The organism is Mycobacterium toneyamaense (assembly GCF_055384815.1).
Window position 1 is genome coordinate 1,966,925 of the sequence record NZ_AP040333.1, and the last position, 23,657, is coordinate 1,990,581.

Below are 23,657 nucleotides of genomic sequence, written 5' to 3' on the forward strand. Positions count from 1 at the left end.
CATGCGTGTGCCAACAGTTTCGAGTGCGGGTTCGGTGTCGTACCTGACAAGTAGTGTGCCGTCATGCGGTTCAAAGCACTAACTGTTGCCAACATCGGTGGTCTTGTAGATCAGCGTCTCGAACTACCAGAATCGCCGGTCGTGGCATTCGCAGGCCCAAACGGAACCGGTAAAACCAAATTACTTGCGGCATTGCTCGGCTTCTGGGCGGGAGACCTTCCAACACCACGCTCCAAGACAAAGGCTCTGGTGACTCTGGAGGCGACGCTCGATCAAACCGATCGCGTAGCCCTCGACGCACTCAGCCGTGAAATGGGTTGGGGCGAAGTAGCGGTGCCAGAAACCGTCACTCTCAAGACCTCGCAGAGCGAGATGGCTGGCATGGCACGCAGCGCCGAGCCGGCGATGACTGTCGTCGCACACTTCCCGACCAACCAACCGTTCCTGCGAAGCTCGCCGAACTTGAACCCGATGTACTTGCCAGCTGAGCGACGGCTACTTGCTGCCAGAACGGGTGGCATCGATCTTGCCCAGCTCGCTGAGGCCTTTGCCTTCCAACAGAGTGAACAATCGCGTGCCGCAATCAAGAACTATGGCCGCCTCGACGACCAGGAGTTTGAGCAATTCGCCAAGGCCTTATGCGTTGCACACAGTCTTGAGGATGATCCCAACGAAGAACCAGCTGCACCCCTGTCGCGAATCCAATGGCCTGAATTTCTCGATACGGTCAACGCTCTCCTGCACCCAAAAAAGCTGCTGCCCCTCAGCAGGCAGCACGCCGATCAATTGCGCATACAGCTCCCGAACGGTGACGTCCATGCCGTGCCGGACCTGTCCAGCGGCGAACGTCAGGCGCTAATCATCATCAGCCGCGTGCTCCGGGCGGGTGCGGGTCACAGCGTCGTAATCATCGATGAACCGGATGCGTACTTGCATCCCAACCTCAGTCAGCGCCTTATCCAGGCTCTCCAACGCGGAACGGGTAACGCAGGGCAGCTGATTGTTGCCACCCACAGCCCGGCGATCCTCGATCGCATCCCGACCGACTCGATCGTGAGGCTTAACTACGACACGGCTGCTACACGAGTCGGCAACGAAACCGGATTGATTGAGCTATATAGGACGACCGGCTTCAAAGCCAGCGCGTTGACGCAGTCAGAACTGCTGGTAGTAACTGAAGGCGATTCAGACGATGTCGTGCTTAAAGCGATGTTTCCGTGCCTTGCTCGTGCGTCAGTCCAACAGGGCCAGGGTCGGCGCGGAGTGATTCAGCGAGTCCAGCACCTACTCATCTACAACATTCCCGTGATCGGATTGATCGATCGCGACGTCGCGCCGCCAGCCCTCGACCCAGCGATCGAGTCTCACGTTTGCGTACTGCCCACTGCGGATCTCGAAGGCGCATTCCTCTCTGACGATGCCGCGCTTCAAGTCATGCTTGATGAGCGTTATGTGAAGCCGGAATATCGCGACATCGCAAGCATCCGCGCCGTTCGCGACCGCTTGTACGTGAGCAAACGTGACAACACAATCGCCGAACTAGTGTCCTGCGCCGTAAATTAGTTGATTAATTGTAGAATTGGCGGGTGGGAACCAGGGGTAGGCCGGTAGTCGAGTTGGTGTTGACCGACGACGAACGTGAGACGTTGCAGCGGTGGGCCCGTCGATCGAAGTCCTCGCAGGCGTTGGCCCAACGTTGTCGGATCGTGTTGGGTTGCGCGGCAGGGAAATCCAACAAGGAAGTCGCCGCTGATGAAGGTGTGTGGCCGCAAACGGTCGGCAAATGGCGTGGACGGTTCCTGGAGGCGCGACTGGAGGGTCTGGCCGATGAGCCGCGTCCTGGTGCGCCGCGCAAGATCACCGACGAGGCGGTCGAGCAGCTGATCGTGGCCACGTTGGAGCGTCAACCCAAAGGCGCCACGCACTGGTCGCGGTCTTCGATGGCGGCTGAGACCGGGTTGTCGAAGTCAACGGTCGGACGGATCTGGAAGTCGTTCGGCCTCAAGCCGCATCAGGTGGACACCTTCAAGATCAGCAACGACCCGCAGTTCGTCGACAAGGTCCGTGACGTCGTGGGGTTGTATCTGGACCCGCCGGAGAAGGCACTGGTGCTCTGCGTCGATGAAAAATCGCAGATCCAGGCCTTGGATCGCAGCGCGCCGGTGCTGCCGATGATGCCCGGCATGCCCGAGCGCCGCACCCATGACTACGTGCGGCACGGAATCACCACCTTGTTCGCCGCCCTGGATGTGGCCACCGGCGAGGTCTACGGCTCGATTCACCGCCGGCACCGCGCGATCGAGTTCAAGAAGTTCTTGACCAAGTTGGACAACACCGTGCCCGCTGACCTGGACGTCCATCTGATCTGCGACAACTACTCGACGCACAAATCGCCGACAGTAACCAAATGGCTTGCCGCCCATCCCCGATTCCACATGCACTTCACCCCGACCTACTCGTCGTGGCTCAACCAGGTCGAGCGGTGGTTCGGGTTACTCACCGACCAGAAACTGCGCCGCGGCGTTCACCGCTCAATTCAGGCCCTCGAGAAGGACATTCGCGAGTGGATCGCAGACTGGAACGACAACCCCCGCCCGTTCAACTGGACGAAGACCGCCGACGAGATCTTCGAACGACTCGGTTCATATCTTCAACGAATTCCCGGCGCAGGACACTAGCTCAGCAAGAACTCCGCAATGCCTTCGGTGTGCGGTGGCCGAGTTCTCGAGGCGATGACGCGCTTGCGTTACTACGCGCAACGTCCAATCTAGCCTCAACTCCGCCTGTGGCCAACGTGGAAGAGGCAATAACGAGGGCGACTGCCTTATGGGATGCAAATGCCGCGACTCCCTGGAGGCTAGTGCGTGGGAAATATATCCTGGGCGAATTCACTCGGACGTGTACCAACTGGACCAAAGGTTCCACGCTGCTTGAGGCGGTAGCGGGTAAGCGGCCGAAACTTACTGCACTGCAACAGTTTACGGAGAGAATCGACACTCTCCTCGCTTAGCGTCGCGGGCCTGAACGTGCCACAAGAAAATGACTACCACGGCGCGTCTCGGGTATCGATACCGAGAGCAATCTCCTTGGTGCCGAACGGCTTGACGACGGCACGCGTGTTCTCCTTGGCCTGGACTACTTCCGCGAGCACATCAGCCTCGGCTACGCCACCGTGCACTCCGCCCTAGGAATCACCGCCGACACCAGCCTTGCCGTCCTGCGCGAGGACGCCAACCGTAGCCAGCTCTACGTCGCTATGCCTGCGGACGCCACGCCAACATCGTCTATATCTACGGACGCGGCTCTCAAGCAGACGAATTCAGCCACCGCGACGCCACCGCAATTCAAGTCGCCCGACGGCGTGACACTCGGGAAGCCGCCATCGTCGTTCACGGCATATTGGCCAACGACGAACGGGCCACCTCGGCCCACGATTATGCGGCGCGGGGCTCGGGCGAGGCACTACCCCCTGTCGATGACCTCATCAACATGCGCGCGCAGCCACCGATTACCGGCGCGACAGCTATCAAGCGTGGAAGGCCTGACGCAAGAACAGGGCCGCAGCGCGGACGAACGTTGAGCGCAGGACATTGACGAAAGCTAATATCGTAGTGCAGATTACAGATTCGAACTCGGACGAGGTGACACAAGTCCTTGTGACAGACCGCGGTGAGGATTCTGTACTGAATCAAGTTTGCTGCGTACTAGTTGTCCGCGAAGAGCTCGGTCTCAAGTGCATCGAGTCGTTGCCGTGCGGTCGCGATGAACTTGCGGGCACAGTCCGTGCAGTAGTGGGGCTTGTCACGATCGACCTTGACGATCAGGATCGGATCACCTTTGAGCAGAACGTGATTCGCGTTGGTTCTACAAGTGTGTCGCTTACCGGCCGTGCCCGCTGACACGGACCGTAGTAGTGACCGTTGACCACTCATTTGTTCAACCTTTTCTCGACAGTCTCTACGATCTGGGGCAGCTGGTCGATGAGGTAGTCACAGTCTTCGGAGGTGTAATCTTTGCGGGCTGTCGCCCCACTGGGCACCAGTTCTTTGATCCGCCTGTCGATCGCGGCCTTGACAGCTTTGAAGTTCTCCTGGGTCTTGTCGAGGTCACGGCCGGCGTGCTTAAGGCTGTTCTCGGCCAAGAACTTTCCAGCCGCAGTCTTGACCAGCTCGTCGAGCAGGGCGCGTTTGGCCTGGCGCGACTTCTGTTTCGTGGGCTGGATTCGTTGCAGCTGATCAAACTGGGTGCCGCCCGTGATGCCCTTGCCCCGCAACACTTCTAGCGCCTTCACTACCTCGGGATCGGCACTGATGCTGATCAAAGAAAGGGACTCCAGCTGAACATCGTCCTGGGCGGTGATCACCGGCTGCGGGTTGTCCGTTTCGCGCGGGCCGGTGGGTTCGCGGGTGGGGGTCGGCTCCACGACGGTCTCGTCGATCAGCTGAGCGAAGAAACTCTGATCGGCCTCGGCGAATTCCTGGAAGTCGTTCCAGACTCCGGTGACATTGCCGCCCACGTGGAATACGACGACCCCCTCGTTGACCGGATCGAACGCGTCGACGTTGGGGATGACCCGCATGATACGGCCAACGAACTGCATGAACGGCCCCAAGTTGCCGAAGATGCTAAACACCGCCGCCACACTGAGATAGGGATGATCGAACCCCTCGCCGAGCTTGCGGACCTGGACGATGACATCGAGTTGATGGTTGTCGAGCTTGTCGTGTACTCGATCGTTGGCCTTGCCGTCCTCTTTGCTATGGACGTAGTCGGCTCGCAGGCCCAGTTCGCGGTACTTTGCGACGACCTGCTTGCAGTGCTCCATGTTCAGCGCCGAGGCGATGATCTTCAATCGGTTCTCGCCGGTCTTCTCCCTCAGTTCGAACAGCTTCTGGCGGGAGGCCTCGGCGATGGTCGTCAAGCTGGCTTCGGAACTGACGATGCTGCGCCGGAAGCCGGAATCGGTCTCCCCCAGGCGGCGGACCTCTTCGAGCGGGACCTCGACTTCGGCCGCGCCGTCCCGGCGCACGTAGTGCAATGTTGTGGGGTTGAGCCGGTAGCCGTTGATGCGCTTGACGTAGCCCTTGTCGACTGCGCGGGAGATCGGGTAGCTGTAGATGATCTCACCCGCCATCACCAGCCCGTCAGCGCGGGTGGGGGTCGCACTGACATTAAGGATTCGCGCGGTCGCGAAGTGCTGGCGCAGCGTGTCCCAGCTCTCGGCGACGTTGTGGTGACCCTCGTCGAACATGATCAGGTCGAAGAAATCGCCTGGCAGGGCGGCCAGCCAGGTGTTGTCATCGCGCTGCAACTGCTGGATGTTGGTCACCACGATGTCGGCTTCCTCCAGATCGCCCACGTTCGTTTTCGGGCCCCGGATCTCGGCTGGCTCGGGGAACGGCGGCCCGCATAGGACCCCGCGCTTGGCGTAAAAGTACTTCGGGTCGCTCGGGGTGAGGTCCCTGAGCAGTTGCTCGGCAATCTTGACATTGGGCGCTACCAGCAGAGCCCGCCTCGACTGTGTTGCGAAGGGCGCCAACGCCAGAAGGCCCGACTTTCCGCAACCAACTGGCAGCACCATGGCCACCTCGCGCTGGTCAGGCTGGCCGAAGTCGTGCTGGGCCAGCGCGTCGAACGCGTCGATCTGCGGCTCCCGCAGGTTCGCGTTGCCGTCGATGCAAGGCCGCAGGCTGATGTACTGGTCAGGCTTCACTGTGGTCTCCAGTCCGTGAAATAGTCTGATAGATAACGTATTTTGTGATGCGGCCGCGCCATCGTGGTCGGTCCATCACCGGGCCGTGCGCAACAACTCGACACCAGATCGCACGCCCGGCGGCAGAGTCCGGAGAGCGAAGTCGCTGATTGACCACTCCACTGCGTCGGGGTCAGCGGCCCGCAACGCCTCGATGGCGGCCATGGCCGCTTCCTCTTTCTTCACGTCCTGCAGGATGCTCACGACGACGTCACGTACGTGCCAGCGGTTGTGGTAGTGGCCGAGACCGAGCAGGGCTTCGACGGTCATGCGCAGGATGTCAGCGTCCTTGGTCTCGATAACGGCGCGTTTGCCGAAGTCGGCTAGCAGGTCGCAGTATTCGAAGGAGAACGGTGTGTGTTGCACATGGTCGGCGAACCGCTGATACACCCGTCGGAAGGTAGTGCGGTGGTTGTTCCACAGGTACTTGACCGCTGGTCTCCGGCACCACGGCAGCACCCTGGTCAGCGCCTGCATGTCGTCGTGATCAGACTCGTTCAGCGCGGCGGCCCATTCGATCATCTCGACCAAGTCGGCGTCGGTGATTGAGGGACTGCGCATCCGGTCTCGCAGCCGCTCCGCGGCGTCGTCCTGCGATTCGTACGAGGAGAGCTCTTCGTGGGCGTCGACCGCGCGCTCAAGTGCTTCCATGAACTGGTCGACGGAACGATAGCGGGCATCGGGCTTGTTGGCGATCGCGGTCTCGACAACCGCGCGCAGTGGCCCAGCCGGGATCTCGGTATTGACCGGAGGTTCCTGGGTGACCAGCTCCTGCAGGATCTTGCCCAGGCTGAAGATGTCGGAGCGGTGATCAGCGCTCCGTGCTTTGGCCCACTGCTCAGGCGCGGTGTACAACCAGGTGCCCATCCCGGCCCGCAGTGTTGAGGTCACGGGGTTAGAACCGCGCTCGGCTTGGACCGCCAGTCCGAAATCCGACACGGCCCAGTCGCCGTTAGCCAATCGCAGCACGTTGGCCGGCTTGAGGTCGCGGTGATACACGCCTTCTCGGTGCACATGACTCAAGCCCGCACACACCTGGCGCATCACCTCGACGATCAGCTTTTCCTGATCTTCGAAGGTGCCCACAAAGTCGGCCAGGCTGCCCTGCGCCAGCGGCATCGCATACCAGATGTCGTTGTCATCGGTCTGTCCATGCCCGATCACGGAGATCACGTTCGGATGGTCCAACTTCTCCAAGATCTTGAGTTCGCGTTGGAATCGGTGAATCGCCTCAGGATTCATGGCCGCGGTGTCGCGCAGCACCTTCACGGCGGCGAGTTCGCCGGTCTTGCGGTCGGTCGCGCGGAAGACCTCAGCGAAGCCGCCGTCGCCGATGGGGTCGGGCTCCAGCACGAAGCGCTTGCCCAACGTCCTGTTCGCCACGTCAGCTTTCGGTCGGCCTGCCTTCGTCTGTCGCAGGCCAGATCCATTCCATGCGGCCACCACGTCGAGGTCCCAGATGGGCCCCTGCGCGATCTCGGCAATGGGGTCGGGGAAGTCTTCGCGCTGCCTGATGGTCGCGAAGCGCTGGGCACTGATTTTGAGTAAGTCTGCGACCTCTGCAGATCCGCCGAGCGGCATGAGTCACCTCCAAATGGTTGTTCTTAACCCAACCATATCAGCTTAATGCTTGAGCTCTAATCAACTATTAGCGCAGTAACCTCGTTGGGCGCCCGTGAGGAGCGCGCTCGTCGTATGGCAGCGGCATTGCCCGGTCGCAGACCCTCACGGCCGAGCGGCGATCGGAGATCGCGCGCCAAGCGGTCGGCGCGACCGGAGCGTGGATGCGCCGCCGGCCATTGCCGGCTTCGATCAGCCGTTGACGATCGAGGCTGTCCAGCTTCGCCCAGTCCTTGGGGGCCAGACTTGGGAACGCTGGGGACGTAACGCTGCGAAAGAGCTGACCGGTGGCACCGAACTGCGTGAGGTCATCGGCAGGCAGATCGACGGGCTCCTCGGCCGCCATCCGGGCATGCAGCTCCCGAAACGCTCGCCAGGGAGCAGTCGGCCCCGGCCTGAGCTTTCGTTTTCGAGTCAGTCCACCGGGCTCATATCGTCGGCACTCCACCGCACCGCGGTGACCGCAGGTGCCTTGATGACATCGGCAAGCGCGGCCTCGATGCGGTGGTCGTCGCGTTCGTCGGCGATGACGGTGGCGGTGATGCGCACCCCTTCGTCATCGGGCAGATCGACCGCGGAAATGGAGCGCACCGTGAGGTTGGGGTGCGAGATGGCATCGAAGATGAGGCTGCGGATGTGCAGCTCGGCGGTCGTGGCGCACCGAACCTCGAACCGGTATTCGGCGGAGGACTCTTCGGCGCCCGGGCGGCGGTGCCGGTCCAGCGTGCGTCCGACCGGCCGCAGGAAGATGTTGGCGGCGATCACCGCGCAGCTGCCGATCACGGCGGGCCCCAGCAGGCCTCCGCCGGCCAGGGCGCCGATGGCGGCGGAGGCCCACAGGGTGGCCGCGGTATTGAGTCCGGAGATCCTCGCGCCCTGCTGCATGATCACGCCGGCGCCGAGGAAGCCGATACCGGACGCGACCTGGGCGGCGACGCGGGTCGGGTCGGCGTGTTCGCCCGCGAACGTGTAGCCGCCCATGATGACGAACAACGTCGACCCGAGGCTGACAAGCGCGGCCGTGCGCAATCCGGCGTTACGGGACCGCCACTGACGCTCCAGCCCGATCGCCGCGCCGAGGCCGAGGCCGGCGGCGATCCGCAGCGCGGTATCCAGTGTGTCGATCACGTTGTGCTCCTGTTGCTTTCGAATCCCGCGGGGCGCGCTCTCGGCGCGTCCGCGGCTGCGACGGCAGTAGGGGCGGATGGTAGGGATCGACTACGAACTCAAGGTGAACGGCGGGCGACCCGCCGTTCACCTTGAGGCGCGGATATCGTTGAATCAGTGCGTATTTCGCTTAGCTGGGGTCGCCTGTGAATTACCTTCGGCTGTGCTGGGCCTCAGGCGGCGGCCTGCGATGTCGACGCGGCCTTCTTGCCCGGGGTCTTCTTGCCGGACTTCGACTTCGGCTTCTTCGGGGTGGTCTGCTTCTCGGCCTTGCTGCCGGTGTCCGACGATCCCGAGCCGGCGTTCGAGTTGGTTGCCGCCCCGGTGGTGTCGGGCTTGGTACTGGCGTCGGTGTCGTGCTTCGTCGTCGAGACGGTGTCGGGCGCCGTTGAATCCTTGGTGTCTGTCGGATCTTTGGTGTCCTTGGGGTCCGTCGCCGTGGGCTTGGCCGCCGTCGGCGCAAGTTTGACCGTGGGCTTGACCTTGGTCGTGGTGATCTTCGGTATGGCGGTGGCTTCGACCCCGGATGCCGCGGTCGGCGCGGGCGTGTCGACCGCGGCGACGGCCGCGGGCTTCGTCGCGAGCGCGTTGGCAATGGTGTTCTGCGCGAAGGCGATTCCGTCGATGACGTTGGCGGCGCCGGTGTTGAGGCCCTGGACGACGAGTTTGACGCCGTCGACGACGGCAGTGACGAGATTGCCGATATTGATGGGCAGTAGGGCCGCCACGACGTTCTGGGTGGCGATGATCGCCGAGGTCGCGAAAGCGTTGAATCCGCCGAGCAGACCGGTGCCGAGACCGATCAGCGCTACCGGTACTGCTTGCACCAACGCCTGGTCCACCGCCAGCACGCGTTGGTCGCGCGCGATCATGGACACCAGGAGCGGTCCGCCGATGACGGTCACCGCACCGATGAGTCCGGCTTCGACGGTGCCGAGGGCGCCGATGAAGTCTCGGGCCAGAACCTGCTGCGCGACGGTGACCACGAGCCCCGGGATGGCGCTGATGGTCTGACCGACGCCCTGGCCTGCTTTGGCCAGGCCCGCGCCGATGGTCACGAAGTCGGTGATCTGGTTGGCGACCCACTGCTTGAACGCGGGGAACTGCAGGATGTCGGCGATGGTGGCAGTGAGCTGGATGTCCGGCGTCTGCACGCTGTGTATCACCGGTGCGGGCAGGGCCCGCAACACCGGTGGCGGGGGAGCGGTGACGATGATGCCCGCGGCCATCACGGCAGCGGCGGTGGGCAGGCTCAAACGGGCGGTGAGTGTATGCATGTGAAGCTCCTGACCGAAGGGGAACTCAAGCAATATTGACGGTAGCGACAAAATTGCCACGGCGTGGAGCTATCGGAATGTTGGTGACGCGACGTCGCCGCGCCTAGTGCTGTGGTCGGTGCCCGTCGGGGTGGAAGGTCCCCGGCGCCATCTTCGGCGCCTCGGGTTCGGAAGCCAGGGTCCGGCGCAGGCGCTGGCCCAGTTCGTGGTTCTGCACCGGCTTGCCGACGTGCGGAGCGAGCGTGCGGGCGATGGCCTGCAGTGCGGGCTCCCGCGGCGGGATCGGATAGAAGTGATCGCCGATGACCAGCCAGCCGTTCCCGCCTGCGGCCGCCCCGCCGATCAGCTTGCCGACCAGATCGGGAAGGTCGATGCCGCCGGCCGGAACGTGCAATTGGGCGAGCACCGACACGGTGTTGTTGTAGCGATTGGTCACGTAAATCCGCGAACCGTCGGGTGAAACGGCAACTGCCCCCGCATAATTCCCGATGTTGACGGTGTCTGACACGGTCATGGTGGCGGCGTCGATCCGGCTCACATCGCCGGTCAGTTGGCTGGCGTAGATGGCCGAACCGTCGGGCGCGACAGCGATGTCGGTGAGCTCTTCGCCCAGGGGGTAGGTGATGCCGGTGGTGACCGTACCGGTGGCGACGTCGACCACGGTCACGTTGCTGGTGGTCACACCGAACTGGACCTCGCCCAAGACGTAGAGGCGACTGCTGTCGGGGCCGACGACGAATCCGCCGATCGGCTTGTTGAACGCAAACGTTTTGACGACGCTGTGGCTGACGGTGTCGACGGCCCAGATCAGTTCGTCGTTGTAGCCCGAGACGTAGAGCCGGGCGCCGTTCGGGCTGACGGCCAGGTAGTACGCCCCGTCGACTTCGATGGTTCCGGCCACGGTGTTGGTGGCGGTGTCGATCACCATGATCTTCGGGTCGGGATTGCCACTGCTGTCCCCGCCCGACGCGACGTAGACGGTGGAGCCGTCGGGGTGCATCGCTATCTGCCCGCCCCACGAGAACGGAACCACGGCCACAACGGATTTGGTATCGATATCGATCACCGACATCCCGCCGAAGCCGTTGCAGTACAGCCGTTTACCGTCCGGGTGCACGATCAATTGCTGTGGGCTCTGCAGTCCGGCGCCGGGTCCGATGGTGTCGACGACGGTGTTGGTGACGGCGGCGACGACCGAGACCGTCAAGCTCGCGGAGTTCCCCACGTAGATGCGGTCGCCGCTCGGGCTCGGCGCGGGCGCGGTGGGGCCACCGCTCACCGGAATCGTGGCAATTACCGCGAGCATGGCATCACAGGGATTCGATGACCCGCGTCGCGGTGGGCAGGTCGACGCCGGCCTCGTCGCGGTATGCCTTGACGGCGGCGATCTTGTTGCCGGCGGCAAGTAGCTCGAGCACGCGGTTCGACACCTGTGTTTGCGCCATCGACCGCACATCGGGCAACGGGATGCCGGTCTGCGCGTAGAGATGTCGGACCAGCTGTTCCAGTGCGCCGAGTCGCTCGTAGACATCGTTCGTCGTCACGTGGCCAGTGTGGCACCTATGCGCCGGCTGTGGGCCGAAAGCGCCATCAGGTATCGGCGGACTCGGGGCCGAATTCGTTGGCCAGCACCGCGACTTTGTCGGCGGGGAAGCCACCTCGGCGCGCGTGCTCGCGGATCGCGTCCTCGCTGGGTGCCTCGTGGATGCAATAGATCCTGTCGCCCGCCACATAGCTGGTGATCCAGCGATAGGGCACGCCGAGGTTCGCCACGACTTCGTTCGACTTCGCCGCGATGTCGGCCAGCTCCGCTTCGGTCAGCTCGCTGGCTCCCGGAATCTCCCGCTCGATGAGGTAGCGCTTCATGATTTCTCCGTCCCTGGTGCTGCTGTCCGCGACGGTCGCCGCGGTCGTCTCGAACAATGCGCTCGGTCGATTGCCGTGGCTTTGACGGAATCCTGAAATCTGCAGGTCACGGTGGTGCCTGGCAGGTCGCCCGGCGCAGTTTCGCGTGCCGGTGTTTCACAACTGCTTCAGCCGCACGCAACGGCCCAGGTGCACCGTCGAACCGTCCGATGGCTTCGTCGGGCAGCGACCTGATCGGGAACGGAGAAGACGGTGGTGGACATGAAGTCAGTCGGGTGGGTGGGCCCGCCGGTGGTCGCAATGGGTATTGGAATTGCCATGCTGCCAATGTCATTCGCCTCGCAGGAGGCGGCGCCGGCACTGCCGCGCCACGTTGATGTGGTGACAGTGCGGGCCGCGGCGAAGGAACCGGTCCGAGCTGCTGCGGGCCGGACAAATCCGGCTGCGCCGCAAGTGCCAGTGGAATCCATTGCGGGGCAGCGGCAGTCAGACGTTCCGCTCGACAGTTCTCCGGATGTCGCGAGCCGTCCATCGCACCACGAACCACGGGTGCGCGTCGCGGGCGACACGGCGCTCGTCTTCGGTCCCGCGCCGCTCGCTCCCAAGACGGTGCGCACGGTCGCGGGGAACGGGGCGCCGACGGCACTTCAACCCGGCGTCGGCGGCAATCCTCTCGGCGAGCTTGTCGGCATCTTCGTGAGCAACGGCGACGCACCGGGTGAGAACGGCGGGCTGTTGATCGGCAACGGCGCAGACGGAGCCGCGGGTCAGAACGGCGGCCGGGGCGGACTGCTCTTCGGCAACGGCGGCAAGGGCGGCGATGCGACCGCAAACCAGGGACCGGGAAACGGCGGCAACGCGGGCTTGTTCGGGAACGGCGGCGACGGCGGCGCGGGCGCCAACGCGTCGTCGGCCGACGGCGGCATGGGCCATCCGGGCGGCACCGGCGGGAACGGTGGCACCATCGCCGGGAATGGGGGCAACGGGGGTCGGGGTGGCAACGCCACCAATGTCGGTACGGCGGTGGGTGGCACCGGCGGACATGGCGGCAAAGCCGGGACGTTCGTCGGGACAGGCGGCCGCGGGGGTGACGGCGGCAACGGCGCGAGCAGCCAGGGCCAGGGCGTCGGTGGGAGCGGCGGCGCGGGCGGCGACGGTGGATTCTCCGGGACCGGCGGCGCGGGCGGAGCCGGTGGCAGCGGAGCGGGGGTGAGCGCCAGCGGCGGCTACGCCGGTTCCGGCGCGAATTCACAAGTCGGACGGGGTGGCGCCGGTGGTACCGGCGGTGCGGCGTCGTCGACGTCGGGCGCGGCGAAAGCGGGCGGTGGCGGTCACGGCGGCAACAGCGGCCCGCTGGGCACCGGCGGCCGTGGTGGCGACGGCGGAAATGCAACCACGAAAACCGGGACCGCCAAGGGCGGCGACGGCGGTGACGGCGGTAGCCCGCGAGGTACTGGCGGTACCGGCGGCCAGGGCAACAACGGCAACGGCAACAATGGCAGCAACGGGTAGGTGGTGCACCGGCACTGATTGCCGCGATTGCCGGGCGTCGCGCCGAAACTTGGAGGACGCTGTACGTCGATGGCGGTGGAGTTTCGGGTGCTCGGCGACGTCGAGGTGCTGGTCGATGGCCGGCGCCTCGATGTCGGTCATGCGCGCCAGCGGTGTGTGCTGGTGTCGTTGGTGGTCGACGTCAATCGTCCGGTGTCGTCCGATCAGCTCATCGACCGGGTGTGGGCCGATGAGCCACCGCACAAGGCGCGTAATGCGTTGGCGGCGTATATCTCTCGACTGCGTCAGCTCTTCTCGGACGCCGATGGCGTGCAGATCGTCCGGGGGCCCGCCGGCTACGCGCTGCAGGCCGATCCGCGTACCGTGGACGTGCATCTCTTCCGGGACATGCTGGCCCGGGCCCGGGCGGCGTCCGCCCCGGCCGAGGCCGCCGGCCTGTTCGACGCCGCACTGGCGCTGTGGCGCGGGGAGCCGTTCGCCACGATCGACACGCCGTGGGCCAACGAGGTACGGGGTTCGCTTGAAGCCGAACGGTTTTCGGCTGTGCTCGATCGCAATGACGCGGCGCTCGGCGCGGGGCGCCACGGTGAGTTCCTCAATGAGCTGACAACGACGCTGCAGGCACATCCGCTCGATGAGCGGGTGGCCGGACAGCTGATGCTGGCGCAGTACCGGTGCGGGCGACAGGCCGCCGCCCTCGATACGTACCGCGCGATGCGCGAACGGCTCGTCGAGGAATTGGGTGTCGACCCCAGTGCCGCCCTGCAGGCCGTCCAGCAACAGATCCTCGACGGCAACCCGGCTCGTCGGTCGCGACGACGACGTGCGGCGCGTGCTGTCCGCGTTCGGCGACGGGCCGGTCGTCACCCTCACGGGAGTCGGCGGCGTCGGCAAGACCCGGCTTGCCCTCGAAACGGCGGCGCGCGAAGAGAGCAATTTCGTTGACGGCGTGTGGGTTTGCGAGTTGGCGCCGCTGAGTGACGGCTCGGCCATCGGCCGCGCCGTCGCTGCCGCGCTGCGGGTGCAGGCCGGGTACGGCCAGGACGTCGATGATGCCGTGATCGATCATCTGCGTCCGCTGGCACTGCTGCTGGTCATCGACAACTGCGAGCACGTCCTCGCCAACGCGGCCGCCCTGATCGACCGGATCACCTACGAGTGTCCCGGCGTGCGGGTATTGGCAACGAGCCGAGAATCCCTCGGGGTGGAAGCCGAACGCCTCGTGCCGGTGCATCCGTTGTCGGAGGACGACGCCGCCGTGCTGTTCGTCGATCGGGCCAGGGCCAGCCGGCCCGACTTCGATCCCGATCGCGAGCCGGTGGGCGCAGTGGCGGAAATCTGCCGGCGGCTCGACGGCGTGCCGTTGGCCATCGAGCTGGCCGCCGCCCGGATGCGGGCGATGTCGAGTGGGGACGTCGCCCGCCGACTGGACCGGTTACGCCTGCTCAGCGGCGGTAAGCGCGGCGCGCACCCGCGGCAGCAGAGCGTCACCGCGACAATCGACTGGTCCTACCGATTGCTCTCCGAAACCGAACAACAGTTGTTCGCGCGATTGTCGGTGTTCGCGGGCGGGTTCGATCTCGACGCGGTTCACGGTGTGTGCGCCGATGCCGGCACCACCGACGACGACGTGTTGGACATGCTCATGGGCCTGGTCGACAAGTCGATGGTCATGGTGCGCACCGGCCCGACCGGCACCCGCTACGACGTCCTGGAGACATTGCGCGCGTACGGGCGGGAACGCCTGCAGGACAACGGGACCGCCGACGCGGTGGCGTCGCGCCACGCGACGTACTTCGTCGAACTCGCCGAGCGCGCGTCGGCGGGAATGCGCGGCCGTGACGAAGCGGCCTGGGTGCAGCGGGTACTGCCCAAGGCCGGAACAACTTTTGTCGCACCGGATTTCGACAATCTGCGGACGGCATTCGAGTTCGCGATGGCGAGGCACGACATCGACCTGGCGCTGCGGCTGGCCACGTCGCTGCCGGAGATCCATCTTCGGGTGGGTTATGACCCCATGGACTGGGTGGAGCGGGCGATCCAGGCCGCCGACCGCCAACATCCGTTGTTTCCGGCCGCGGTCGGCACCGTCGCGCGCGGCTACCAGGTACTCGGGGAGTTCGCACACGCGCGGACGATCATCGCCTTGGCCGAAGGCCGCGAGCCGGCCGCGGGTGTGTCCTTTCTCGCGTACCCGGCCGATGTGCTCGCCGACGTGGTGATGAATGACGGCGACTTGTCGACCAGCACAGCATATTTCGAGGACCTGTTCTTCCGGTCGGGCGAAGGCACCGATCCACTGCGGAGGCTGCTGGCGGCGGAGCGGATCTCCCTCGGATACCAGGCGATGGAGACCAACGACGCGGCGTTGCCGGCCGCGCGGGAAGCGGTGCGGATCGCGGACAGCGTCGGGAACCCCACGGGACGGGCGTTGGCGCGCTGCGCGCTGGCGCGGGCGCTTGCCGTCAGCCGGCCGGACGATGCGTTGCCGATCATCAGCGACGCCCACGAGTTGGCCTCCGCCGTGGAGAACACCTGGCTCATCGCCATGGCCGAAATGGAGTCGGCGACCATTCACGCCGCCCGCGGTGACCGGCGCGCGGCAGCGCGGGGCCACCACGTGACACTCGAGATGTTCGTGATCGCCGGACCGTCCAAAGTCATTCCTTTGCAGTGGGACAACCTGGGACGCATGGCGCGGTTCCTGCTGCAGGCGGGCGCCACCGTAGAAGCCGCGGCGCTGCACGGGGCTGCCGTCGCGGCAGGCCGGCGACCACCGCTCAACGCCGCCGAGGTGGCGCAGTTGGACGGCGTCGAGGGCGTTGTGCTGACGGGTACGGAAATCGTCGACTACGCGCGAACGGCGTTGCGCCGCTTCATGTGAGACATCCACAATTTGTCGGACCCTTCTGCTTTGATGGTGTTATGTCCAGCAGCGCAGCGGCTTTCGATGTTGAGTCGTCGCCGTGTGAGCGTATGGATGCGTTCTTCGCCGAGATCGGTGAGCTGACCGGTCAGCGCAATGCGATCGACGCGCGGCTGGTGGAGATTGCCGCCGAGATCGATCGTGGCGGGCTGTGGGGCGCGACGGGTGCCCGGTCGATGGCGTCGTTGATGGCGTGGAAAACCGGGGTGTCGCCGCGTAATGCGGAAGTGATGGTGGCGGTGGCGCACCGGCTGGAGGAGTTCCCGCGCTGCGCTGAGGCGATGCGTGCGGGCCGGTTGTCGTTGGATCAGGTTGGGGTGGTCGCCGAGCATGCCGCCGACGGTTCGGATGAGCATTACGCCCAGTTCGCCGAGAGCGCCACGGTCACCCAGTTGCGGACTGCGGTGAAGTTGGAGCCGCGCCCCGAGCCGGAGTCGGCGCCGGAGCCGGAGCGGTCGATCCGCAAGACCAGCCATGAGGACGGGTCGGCCACGTACAAGATCCGGCTGCCGAAGTTGGAGGCGGTGAAGTTCGATGCCGCGGTGGCGTCGCATCAGGATGCGTTGGTGGCGGACTGGAAACGCGACCACGAGAATTCAGAAACCGGTGACCCGGTGTGGGATGTGGTGCCGCCGTTCCCGAACCAGGTGGATGCGTTCATGAGCCTGATCGAATCCGGCTGGGACGCCGACGTGGAACGTCGTCCGCATGGGCAGCACACCGCCGTGGTGGTGCACTTTGACCTCGAACAGCGCACGGCCGCCTTGCATCTGGGGTTGCTGCTCACCGACGACGAACGCCGGCTGTTGTTGTGCGATGCCACCTGCGAGGTGTGGTTGGAGCGGCGTGGTCAGCCGATTGGCGCCGGGCGCAGCACCCGCACCATCAGCCGGCGGCTGCGCCGCGCGCTGGAACACCGCGACCGCTGCTGCCGGGTACCGGGTTGCGGGGCGACCCGGGGCCTGCACGCCCACCACATCATTCATTGGGAGAACGGCGGTGCCACGGAACTGCACAACCTGGTGTTGGTGTGCCCGTATCACCACCGGCTGCATCACCAGCGGGTCATCACGATCACCGGACCCGCTGATCGGCTGGTCGTCACCGACGCCGCGGGCCGACAACTCGACGGTGGATCCCTTGCGCGGCCACCCACCACAGCCCGCCCTGAGGTTCCGCCGTGCCCCGGGCCGACCGGTGAACGCGCCCAATGGTGGTGGTACCAACCCTTCGAACCACCACCCACACCACCGGCAGCCTAGGAACAGCACCCGTCGCAGATGCCGGGCGCGGTGAAGTCCTTGGTGATCTGCTGGCTGATCTGCGTCCGCGCACCACCGTCGGCGTCGATGAATGTTGCCGCGGCATAGATCTCGTCGAGGTCTTCGCCGGTGACCCGGTCGGGGTCGTACCACTTGGTGCCGTCGGCATCGAGGTCGTAGGTGCGCACCGACAGCTCGCGCTGATACTCCAATCCGCCAGGGCCGGCTCGGAGGAATCCACCCGCATCCGAATGCCGATGCGGCACTTGAAGGTAGGCGATGCTGCTGTCTCCTTCGTGGCCATGGCCGTCGTCGTCCTGGAGGTAATATTTCATGTGGCCCGGCTTGGCCGGATTGTCGTCGATGTGGATGAGGTAGCCCTCGGCGTCGGCCTGCGTCATCGGGAAGACGCCGCGGATGGTCACCCGGTAATAGCCCGGCTTCCCGAAATCGGGGCAGAGGAAAAGCGTTGCGCCGCTGGGCTTGGGAGCTGCGACCGCGGGTGCGGTGGCAACGGCGGTCAGCGCGAGAACGGCTGCGGCGAGTTTCACCGGCCATGAGTTGTTGTTCATTGTCGTGTTCCTCGTGTCTCAGTGGCAGCAGCCGTCGCAGATGCCGGGCACCTCGAAATTGCGCGTGATCACCTGCGTCACGGCACGCCGTTCACCCCCGCCGCCGTCGCGGAACGTCGCGACGGCGTAGACCTCGTCGACGTCGTCGTCTGACCCGGGCTGTCGGTAGTCCTCGTTGAAATTCGGTCGGGGAACGACCATTTCGCGTCGATACTCCAGACCACCGGGACCCGCCTGCAGATAGCCCTCGCTGGTGGTCTGGGTCGTGGGGTAGAAGCCGTAGCCGATGTCGTAATCGGAGTTGTTGCCGGGATTGTCGGCCTTGAGCTGAACGCGCAGCCCGCCGGGACCGGAGCCACCGGGATGATTGCCGTCGTTCATGTGGATCAGGTAGCCGGCCGCGTCGGGCTGCTGCATCGGATAGGCGCCCTTGACCGTGATCCGGTAGCTGCTGGGGTTCCCGACGTCCTGGCAGATGTAGAGCATGGCGCCGTCGGTCTGCGCGGGCGCCGCTACGGCGGTGCCGGTGCCGAGGCCGACGATCGTGGCGACGGCGGCCACGCCGCCCAGGTGGATGATTCCGTTCATTGCTGCTCTCCTTCGGCAGTGGTCGTTGTCGGACTGATGGTGCGCGCGTGGCGTTGCCCGCTGCTGAAGAAGTCGTGAAAGGCGCAGGTGGCCGGCATGCGCCGACGGCGGAGGCGGCGCCGCACGAGGTGGGCGTGCCTGTCGGCGACCGCGTTGACCTCGGCATTTCATAGCGGTGCAACGTTTGGTGCAGAGCGGGGACGCATCGTCGGGTGACTACCAAACCGCACTACCCGAGAGGAACTCCCATGAGCTCGACCCCGCCGCCGGATGTTGTTGCCGGACCGAAGATCACCAGTCGTCCGGTGCTCCGTCACCCCACCCACCGGCCCGACGATCGACCGGGAGTCCGCGCGGCCGCGCTGGCCTACGGCGCGGTGAGCTACGCGTTGTTTCTCGGTGTGTTCCTGTACGCCATGTGGTTCGTCGCCGATGTCATCGTGCCGCGCACCGTCGACCGCGCAATCCACGCGCCGGTCGGACAAGCGGTGATCATCGACCTCGGCTTGTTGAGCGTTTTCGCGGTCCAGCACAGCGTGATGGCCCGGCCGGCTTTCAAACGGTGGTGGACCCGTCTCGTGCCGGTCGCCATCGAGCGGAGCACCTACGTGCTGTTCGCCTCGGCGACGCTCGCCCTGGTGTTCTGGCAGTGGCGCTCGATCGACGCGGTGGTGTGGCGGGTGGATTCCGAGCCGGCTGCCGTGGCGCTCTACGCACTGGCGACCGTGGGCTGGATGACGGTGCTTGCGTCGACGTTCATGATCGACCATTTCGAGCTCTTCGGCGTCCGTCAGGTGGTGCTCGCGTGGCAGTCGAAAGCCCATGTGGACAAGGGCTTCCGCACGGTGCTGCTCTACCGTCTGGTGCGGCACCCGCTGATGCTCGGATTCGTCATCGCGTTCTGGGCCACGCCGACCATGACGGCCGGGCATCTGCTGTTCTCGCTCACCACGACCGCGTACATCCTGGTGGCGATCCAGCTCGAGGAGCGCGACCTGACGGCCGCGCTGGGCGATCAGTACCGCACGTATCGCGACCGGGTGCCGATGCTCGTGCCGAAGCTGTGGCGGTGATCAGCCGCCGGTCAGGCCTCCAGCCTGGCCCGCACGCTGGCGAGTCGTTCCTGCAACTCGGCTTCGCTGATGACACCGCGCGCGACCAGTGAATGTGCGAGTGAAACCAGCTGGCTCTCGGGGTACGGCAGGCTCGCATACACGCTGGCCGAGAGGGCGTCCTCCTCGTCGCGGCGGTCCTTGAAGTTGAGCACCCCGGTATCGCAGGCCGAATGGTCCAGTGCGTCACACAGGCCGTCGAGGCTGGTTTTCCATGGGGGAACAGGGTTTTCGACGCCCCACTTGGCGGCCATGCGCGACCACACCTGGTCGCGGGCCACGATGTCCCGCAGCGGCGCGATCTCACTCATCCGGCCGTCCCCGGGTGCATGGCCGGGCGCGTCGTCACGATCGCATTGGTGGTCACGCCCGGCTTGGGGAGTGCCACGCCGATCAGGCAGTCGCGCGTGATGATCTCGGCGAGTTGATCTTCGGTCCACCCGTCGGTGCCCTCGGGGCGCATCGGCATCACCATGAACCGGTGCTTCTGGTTGGAGTCCTCTACCCGGACTTCGATGTCGTCGGGCAGATAGAGCCCGAACTCGGCCAGCACCTGACGCGGCCAACGGACCAGGCGCCGACGGTAATTGGGCGTGCGGTACCACTCGGGGGAGTTCCCGAGGATCGGCCGCGGATAGCACGAGCACAACGCGCAGACGATGACGTGATGCACCGTTGGCGTATCCGCGAGAATCTGGAACGCGACGAAATCGCTCGGGGTCCCGAAGCCCGTCGGCTCCAGCCAGTCGACGCCGACGGCCTTGCTGGCGGCCAGCGAATCGTTGACGGCCAGTTCCTTGAACTCGGGATCGAGCCACGCGCGTGCGACGAGCCGGGCTGCCGGGGTGGGGCCGATCTGTTCGGCGAACTCGGTGAACCGTCGATGCTCCTCGGCGGTGAAAATGCCCTTTTCGATGCACAATTCGCGCAGGGCGATCTCGAGGACCTCGAAGTCGGTGATCTCGTCGACCATGGGCTTCACGGTGCGGGCGTGGTCGTGGTCATGATCGTGATGGTGATCCGACATGCAAATCCTTTCTGGCTGAGGTGATTCGAGCTAGGTGGCTGCTTCCAGCCAGCGTTCGGGGATTTCGGTGCGCAGGGTGTCCTGCGACGTGCCGGTGTAGTCGTGCCACAGCTCGGACTGGTTGAACTCGACGACGTAGAACCACTCGGGCGGCGCCTCGGGGATGTCCCAGGTCTCGTCCTCGGGCGCCGGACTTTCGTAGGCCAGCACGGCGATCTTGCCGGTCGCGCCGCGCACGTACTCCGGGGTGCGGGTGTAGAAGATCACCGGCAACTCCCGCACCCGCACAGCGTCGCCGACCTTGAACTTCGGGTTGCCGGCCTTACCGGCGTAGATCTGCGGATCACCGATGCCGACGGCTTCGATGTGGTGCTTGTTGCGCTTGACGTTCGCGCCGTCGCCTTCGGACCGGGGCGTCGCCTCGAGCGTCTTGCCGTCGAGCCCGCCCTCGTAGCGCGCCTTGACCTCGGCCATGCGCTCCATGAGCTCGCCGAGGCTGATGTGGTGTTTCTCGATCAGCACCCGGGCGACCGACAGCAGCCAGCGGCCGTAATACGGGAGGCCCAGGTACTCCGCGCGGCCGACGTCGACGTTGCCGATCCGGCGGCGCTCCTCCGACAGCCAGATGCCGCGCCAGGCCAGCACCTCGCAGATCACGTACGTCATGTGTTCCCACAGTTCGTACTGCTTGTTGACGTACTCCATGGGCGCATCGGGCTCACCGCCCACGTCGTGCACCGGCTTCAGATACGCCTGGATCCGGGCCGCGTCCAGCATGTCGGGGTACGGGGCGTCGGGAAGTTCCGGGTAGGACGATTTCAGTCGGGACACCAAGCCCAATTGGGCTGCGCGCTCGGCCGCTGTGCTCATGGCAGCTCCTCGGGTTGTGCTGACGCAACAAACTGACGCGAGGGCCGATTCGGCATCCAACACGTGCTGAGGAACGAACGCACCCCCGCGTCCTGGCTCACATGACTACGTACCGACGATAACTCTGCAGTGTCGGTCGCGGGCAGGTTTGGTCGTATTCGTCAAAGGCATTGCCATGCAACGCTATTCAATGTTCACGCGACAGTATCGGACGGGTTGCTGCCGCAGGTGTGGTCCGGCGGCCGTACCGATCGAGTTCGCCGTGGCACTCGCCGGCAAATCTCGTCTTTCGTCGGCAGGCATGACGTGTGATGCTGTGCTCGGGGATCGGCGGAAGGGCCTGGCGGTGGACGTGAGCACGATCGGCGACGACATGCGGGAATTGTTGGAACGCGCACTGGGCCCCTTGCCCGACCCCTGCGATCTGCCACTGCCGCCCATGGGTCTGTCGGTCGAAGAGGAACGCGAGCAGCGCAAGCGCGACCTCGCCGTCGCGTTCCGGGTGTTCGGCAAGTTCGGGTTCTCCGAAGGTGTCGCCGGGCACATGACCGCTCGCGACCCGGAGCACCCGGAACTGTTCTGGGTCAATCCGTTTGGCATGAGCTTCAACCAGATTCGTGTCAGTGACCTGATCTGCGTCGACCATCAGGGTCGCGTCGTGCACGGTACGCGGCCGGTCAACGCGGCGGCGTTCACGATCCATGCGCAGGTGCACAACGCCCGGCCCGACGCCGTCGCCGCCGCACATACTCACTCGCTGTACGGCAAGGCGTTCTCGGCGCTCGGCATCCCGCTCGAGCCGCTCACGCAGGATGCCTGCCCCTTCTATGAAGACCAGGGGCTGTACCTCGACTACCGCGGTGTGGTTCTCGCGGAGGAAGAGGGCAAGAACATCGCCGCCGCGATCGGTGACCACAAGGCGGCGATCCTGCGTAACCACGGCCTGATCACGGTCGGCACGTCAGTTTCGGCGGCTGCGTGGTGGTTCGTCACCATGGAGCGGTCGTGTCAGGCGCAACTGCTCGCGATGGCTGCGGGCACACCCACCGTCATCGACCACGACACCGCCAAACTGGTGCACAGCCAGATCGGCAGCGACCTGGTCGCCTGGTTCCAGTTCCGGCCGCTGTGGGAGCAGGTCGTCGCGAGCCAGCCGGACGTCTTCGACTGATGGGCCTCTTCCCGGGGTTCACCGACGAACGGTTGGCCGTCAACGGCGTCGAGATTCAGGCCGTCATCGGCGGCGCCGGCCCGCCGCTGCTGTTGCTCCACGGCGCACCGCAGTCCCACGTCATGTGGCACCGTCTCGCGCCGCGACTGGCCGAGCGGTTCACCGTCGTCGCGACGGACCTGCGCGGCTACGGCGACAGCTCGAAACCACCCGGCGGTGGCGACCACGCCGACTACAGCTTCCGGACGATGGCCGCCGATCAGGTCGCGGTCATGAACCAGTTGGGCCTGGGCGAGTTCAGCGTGGTCGCGCACGACCGCGGTGCGCGCGTGACGCACCGGATGTTGCTCGACCATCCCGAGGCCGTCACCCGGGCCGCGCTGCTCGACATCCTGCCCACCAAGTACGTCTACGACCACACGGACCGGGCCCTGGCCACCGCCTACTTCCACTGGTTCTTCTTCATCCAGCCGGCGCCGCTGCCCGAACTGATGATGGAGTCGAACGCCACGCTGTTGCTCAAGGCCTTTCTCGGAGCCTTCGGCGGCACGGACTGCTACGACCCCGCGGCCATGGCCGAGTACGAGCGCTGCTTCGCCACCCCGGACGCCATCCATGCGATGTGCGAGGACTACCGCGCCGCGGCGAGCATCGATCTGGTGCACGACGCCGCCGACGCGGGCCGGAAGGTCGAGTGCCCGTTGCTGATCCTGTGGGGGACGCGCGGCGTCGTCGGGCAGCTCTACCGTCCGCTCGAGGTGTGGCAGCAGTACGCGAGCGATGTGCGCGGCCAGGGCATCGACGCCGGCCACTTCCTGGCGGAAGAGCGCCCCGACGACACACTCGTGGCGTTGGCGGCATTCCTCAGCTGACCGTCGCGCCCAGCGTCTTCATATCAAGATCTGAGCTGATTCATGGCTGGGCCGGTCACTGTG

At 65.3% G+C, this 23,657-nt stretch carries 22 protein-coding genes; 9 read left to right on the top strand and 13 right to left on the bottom strand.

What is annotated here, in order from left to right:
- Positions 1-63: 63 nt before the first annotated feature.
- A complete protein-coding gene (locus tag ACZ5IQ_RS09525) occupies positions 64-1,563 on the top strand; it encodes an AAA family ATPase (protein ID WP_464481158.1) in 1,500 nt (499 codons plus the stop codon).
- Positions 1,564-1,586: 23 nt separating this feature from the next.
- Positions 1,587-2,678 carry an IS630 family transposase gene (locus ACZ5IQ_RS09530; protein ID WP_036429724.1) on the top strand — a complete coding sequence of 364 codons (1,092 nt, stop codon included), beginning with the start codon at positions 1,587-1,589 and terminating at the stop codon, positions 2,676-2,678.
- 1,250 nt (positions 2,679-3,928) lie between these two features.
- Here ACZ5IQ_RS09530 and ACZ5IQ_RS09535 read toward each other — a convergent pair.
- From ACZ5IQ_RS09535 to ACZ5IQ_RS09570, 8 genes are all read right to left on the bottom strand, one after another.
- The gene (locus ACZ5IQ_RS09535; protein WP_064859978.1) at positions 3,929-5,713 is read right to left on the bottom strand and encodes a DEAD/DEAH box helicase; all 1,785 of its coding nucleotides are present in this window, start codon (positions 5,711-5,713) and stop codon (positions 3,929-3,931) included.
- Between the two features lie 75 nt (positions 5,714-5,788).
- Positions 5,789-7,333 (bottom strand): serine/threonine-protein kinase, encoded by a 1,545-nt coding sequence (locus tag ACZ5IQ_RS09540; RefSeq protein WP_064859977.1) that lies wholly within the window; start codon positions 7,331-7,333, stop codon positions 5,789-5,791.
- A gap of 67 nt (positions 7,334-7,400) precedes the next feature.
- Positions 7,401-7,718, bottom strand: a complete 318-nt coding sequence (locus ACZ5IQ_RS09545; protein ID WP_064859976.1) for a hypothetical protein — start codon at positions 7,716-7,718, stop codon at positions 7,401-7,403.
- A 68-nt stretch (positions 7,719-7,786) separates the two neighbouring features.
- Positions 7,787-8,497 (bottom strand): MgtC/SapB family protein, encoded by a 711-nt coding sequence (locus ACZ5IQ_RS09550; RefSeq protein ID WP_464481451.1) that lies wholly within the window; start codon positions 8,495-8,497, stop codon positions 7,787-7,789.
- 215 nt (positions 8,498-8,712) lie between these two features.
- On the bottom strand, positions 8,713-9,816 hold the full coding sequence (locus tag ACZ5IQ_RS09555) for a hypothetical protein (protein ID WP_464481159.1): 1,104 nt from the start codon (positions 9,814-9,816) through the stop codon (positions 8,713-8,715).
- Between the two features lie 103 nt (positions 9,817-9,919).
- Entirely contained in the window at positions 9,920-11,122 is a 1,203-nt protein-coding gene (locus tag ACZ5IQ_RS09560) for a YncE family protein (RefSeq protein ID WP_464481160.1), read from the bottom strand.
- A 4-nt stretch (positions 11,123-11,126) separates the two neighbouring features.
- The gene (locus tag ACZ5IQ_RS09565) at positions 11,127-11,360 is read right to left on the bottom strand and encodes a hypothetical protein (protein ID WP_061006281.1); all 234 of its coding nucleotides are present in this window, start codon (positions 11,358-11,360) and stop codon (positions 11,127-11,129) included.
- Between the two features lie 46 nt (positions 11,361-11,406).
- On the bottom strand, positions 11,407-11,682 hold the full coding sequence (locus ACZ5IQ_RS09570; RefSeq protein WP_064859982.1) for a DUF4242 domain-containing protein: 276 nt from the start codon (positions 11,680-11,682) through the stop codon (positions 11,407-11,409).
- Between the two features lie 327 nt (positions 11,683-12,009).
- Here ACZ5IQ_RS09570 and ACZ5IQ_RS09575 point away from each other — a divergent pair, with 327 nt between their 5' ends.
- From ACZ5IQ_RS09575 to ACZ5IQ_RS09590, 4 genes are all read left to right on the top strand, one after another.
- Positions 12,010-13,194 carry a PGRS repeat-containing protein gene (locus ACZ5IQ_RS09575; RefSeq protein ID WP_464481161.1) on the top strand — a complete coding sequence of 395 codons (1,185 nt, stop codon included), beginning with the start codon at positions 12,010-12,012 and terminating at the stop codon, positions 13,192-13,194.
- 87 nt (positions 13,195-13,281) lie between these two features.
- Entirely contained in the window at positions 13,282-14,139 is an 858-nt protein-coding gene (locus tag ACZ5IQ_RS09580) for an AfsR/SARP family transcriptional regulator (RefSeq protein WP_464481162.1), read from the top strand.
- Positions 14,027-16,078, top strand: coding sequence for an ATP-binding protein (locus ACZ5IQ_RS09585; protein WP_237162892.1), 2,052 nt, complete (start codon positions 14,027-14,029; stop codon positions 16,076-16,078). The genes ACZ5IQ_RS09580 and ACZ5IQ_RS09585 overlap by 113 nt, the downstream gene beginning before the upstream one ends.
- 41 nt (positions 16,079-16,119) lie before the next feature.
- Positions 16,120-17,382 (top strand): HNH endonuclease signature motif containing protein, encoded by a 1,263-nt coding sequence (locus ACZ5IQ_RS09590; RefSeq protein WP_464481163.1) that lies wholly within the window; start codon positions 16,120-16,122, stop codon positions 17,380-17,382.
- Here the strand turns inward: ACZ5IQ_RS09590 and ACZ5IQ_RS09595 are convergent.
- Both ACZ5IQ_RS09595 and ACZ5IQ_RS09600 read right to left on the bottom strand, forming a co-directional pair.
- On the bottom strand, positions 17,379-17,954 hold the full coding sequence (locus ACZ5IQ_RS09595; protein ID WP_064859970.1) for a hypothetical protein: 576 nt from the start codon (positions 17,952-17,954) through the stop codon (positions 17,379-17,381). The genes ACZ5IQ_RS09590 and ACZ5IQ_RS09595 overlap by 4 nt on opposite strands.
- Positions 17,955-17,972: 18 nt before the next feature.
- On the bottom strand, positions 17,973-18,542 hold the full coding sequence (locus ACZ5IQ_RS09600) for a hypothetical protein (protein ID WP_064859969.1): 570 nt from the start codon (positions 18,540-18,542) through the stop codon (positions 17,973-17,975).
- A gap of 248 nt (positions 18,543-18,790) precedes the next feature.
- Between ACZ5IQ_RS09600 and mddA the strand changes: the two genes are divergently transcribed.
- The gene (gene mddA, locus ACZ5IQ_RS09605; protein ID WP_464481164.1) at positions 18,791-19,615 is read left to right on the top strand and encodes a methanethiol S-methyltransferase; all 825 of its coding nucleotides are present in this window, start codon (positions 18,791-18,793) and stop codon (positions 19,613-19,615) included.
- An 11-nt stretch (positions 19,616-19,626) separates the two neighbouring features.
- Here the strand turns inward: mddA and ACZ5IQ_RS09610 are convergent, their stop codons facing one another.
- Genes ACZ5IQ_RS09610 through ACZ5IQ_RS09620 form a run of 3 tightly spaced genes read right to left on the bottom strand, consistent with a single transcriptional unit; the run spans position 19,627 to position 21,551 of the window.
- The gene (locus ACZ5IQ_RS09610) at positions 19,627-19,965 is read right to left on the bottom strand and encodes a thiocyanate hydrolase (protein ID WP_464481165.1); all 339 of its coding nucleotides are present in this window, start codon (positions 19,963-19,965) and stop codon (positions 19,627-19,629) included.
- A complete protein-coding gene (gene scnC, locus ACZ5IQ_RS09615) occupies positions 19,962-20,681 on the bottom strand; it encodes a thiocyanate hydrolase subunit gamma (RefSeq protein ID WP_138248552.1) in 720 nt (239 codons plus the stop codon). Before scnC ends, ACZ5IQ_RS09610 begins: the two co-directional genes overlap by 4 nt.
- Positions 20,682-20,711: 30 nt before the next feature.
- Positions 20,712-21,551 carry an SH3-like domain-containing protein gene (locus ACZ5IQ_RS09620; RefSeq protein WP_061005437.1) on the bottom strand — a complete coding sequence of 280 codons (840 nt, stop codon included), beginning with the start codon at positions 21,549-21,551 and terminating at the stop codon, positions 20,712-20,714.
- A 373-nt stretch (positions 21,552-21,924) separates the two neighbouring features.
- On the opposite strand from ACZ5IQ_RS09620, the gene ACZ5IQ_RS09625 reads away from it, so the two are divergent.
- Both ACZ5IQ_RS09625 and ACZ5IQ_RS09630 read left to right on the top strand, forming a co-directional pair.
- Positions 21,925-22,722 (top strand): class II aldolase/adducin family protein, encoded by a 798-nt coding sequence (locus ACZ5IQ_RS09625; RefSeq protein ID WP_061005456.1) that lies wholly within the window; start codon positions 21,925-21,927, stop codon positions 22,720-22,722.
- Positions 22,722-23,594 (top strand): alpha/beta fold hydrolase, encoded by an 873-nt coding sequence (locus ACZ5IQ_RS09630; protein WP_061005435.1) that lies wholly within the window; start codon positions 22,722-22,724, stop codon positions 23,592-23,594. Before ACZ5IQ_RS09625 ends, ACZ5IQ_RS09630 begins: the two co-directional genes overlap by 1 nt.
- Positions 23,595-23,657 lie beyond the last annotated feature (63 nt).

Excerpts from the sequence above, each read along its gene's own strand:
- ACZ5IQ_RS09590 (WP_464481163.1), top strand. The coding sequence starts at position 16,120 with ATGTCCAGCAGCGCAGCGGCTTTCGATGTTGAGTCGTCGCCGTGTGAG.
- ACZ5IQ_RS09560 (WP_464481160.1), bottom strand. The coding sequence starts at position 11,122 with ATGCTCGCGGTAATTGCCACGATTCCGGTGAGCGGTGGCCCCACCGCG.
- ACZ5IQ_RS09595 (WP_064859970.1), bottom strand. The coding sequence starts at position 17,954 with ATGAACAACAACTCATGGCCGGTGAAACTCGCCGCAGCCGTTCTCGCG.
- ACZ5IQ_RS09540 (WP_064859977.1), bottom strand. The coding sequence starts at position 7,333 with ATGCCGCTCGGCGGATCTGCAGAGGTCGCAGACTTACTCAAAATCAGT.
- ACZ5IQ_RS09610 (WP_464481165.1), bottom strand. The coding sequence starts at position 19,965 with ATGAGTGAGATCGCGCCGCTGCGGGACATCGTGGCCCGCGACCAGGTG.
- ACZ5IQ_RS09575 (WP_464481161.1), top strand. The coding sequence starts at position 12,010 with ATGTCATTCGCCTCGCAGGAGGCGGCGCCGGCACTGCCGCGCCACGTT.
- ACZ5IQ_RS09625 (WP_061005456.1), top strand. The coding sequence starts at position 21,925 with ATGCGGGAATTGTTGGAACGCGCACTGGGCCCCTTGCCCGACCCCTGC.
- scnC (WP_138248552.1), bottom strand. The coding sequence starts at position 20,681 with ATGTCGGATCACCATCACGATCATGACCACGACCACGCCCGCACCGTG.
- ACZ5IQ_RS09630 (WP_061005435.1), top strand. The coding sequence starts at position 22,722 with ATGGGCCTCTTCCCGGGGTTCACCGACGAACGGTTGGCCGTCAACGGC.
- ACZ5IQ_RS09525 (WP_464481158.1), top strand. The coding sequence starts at position 64 with ATGCGGTTCAAAGCACTAACTGTTGCCAACATCGGTGGTCTTGTAGAT.
- ACZ5IQ_RS09600 (WP_064859969.1), bottom strand. The coding sequence starts at position 18,542 with ATGAACGGAATCATCCACCTGGGCGGCGTGGCCGCCGTCGCCACGATC.
- ACZ5IQ_RS09555 (WP_464481159.1), bottom strand. The coding sequence starts at position 9,816 with ATGCATACACTCACCGCCCGTTTGAGCCTGCCCACCGCCGCTGCCGTG.
- mddA (WP_464481164.1), top strand. The coding sequence starts at position 18,791 with ATGAGCTCGACCCCGCCGCCGGATGTTGTTGCCGGACCGAAGATCACC.
- ACZ5IQ_RS09620 (WP_061005437.1), bottom strand. The coding sequence starts at position 21,551 with ATGAGCACAGCGGCCGAGCGCGCAGCCCAATTGGGCTTGGTGTCCCGA.
- ACZ5IQ_RS09545 (WP_064859976.1), bottom strand. The coding sequence starts at position 7,718 with ATGGCGGCCGAGGAGCCCGTCGATCTGCCTGCCGATGACCTCACGCAG.
- ACZ5IQ_RS09570 (WP_064859982.1), bottom strand. The coding sequence starts at position 11,682 with ATGAAGCGCTACCTCATCGAGCGGGAGATTCCGGGAGCCAGCGAGCTG.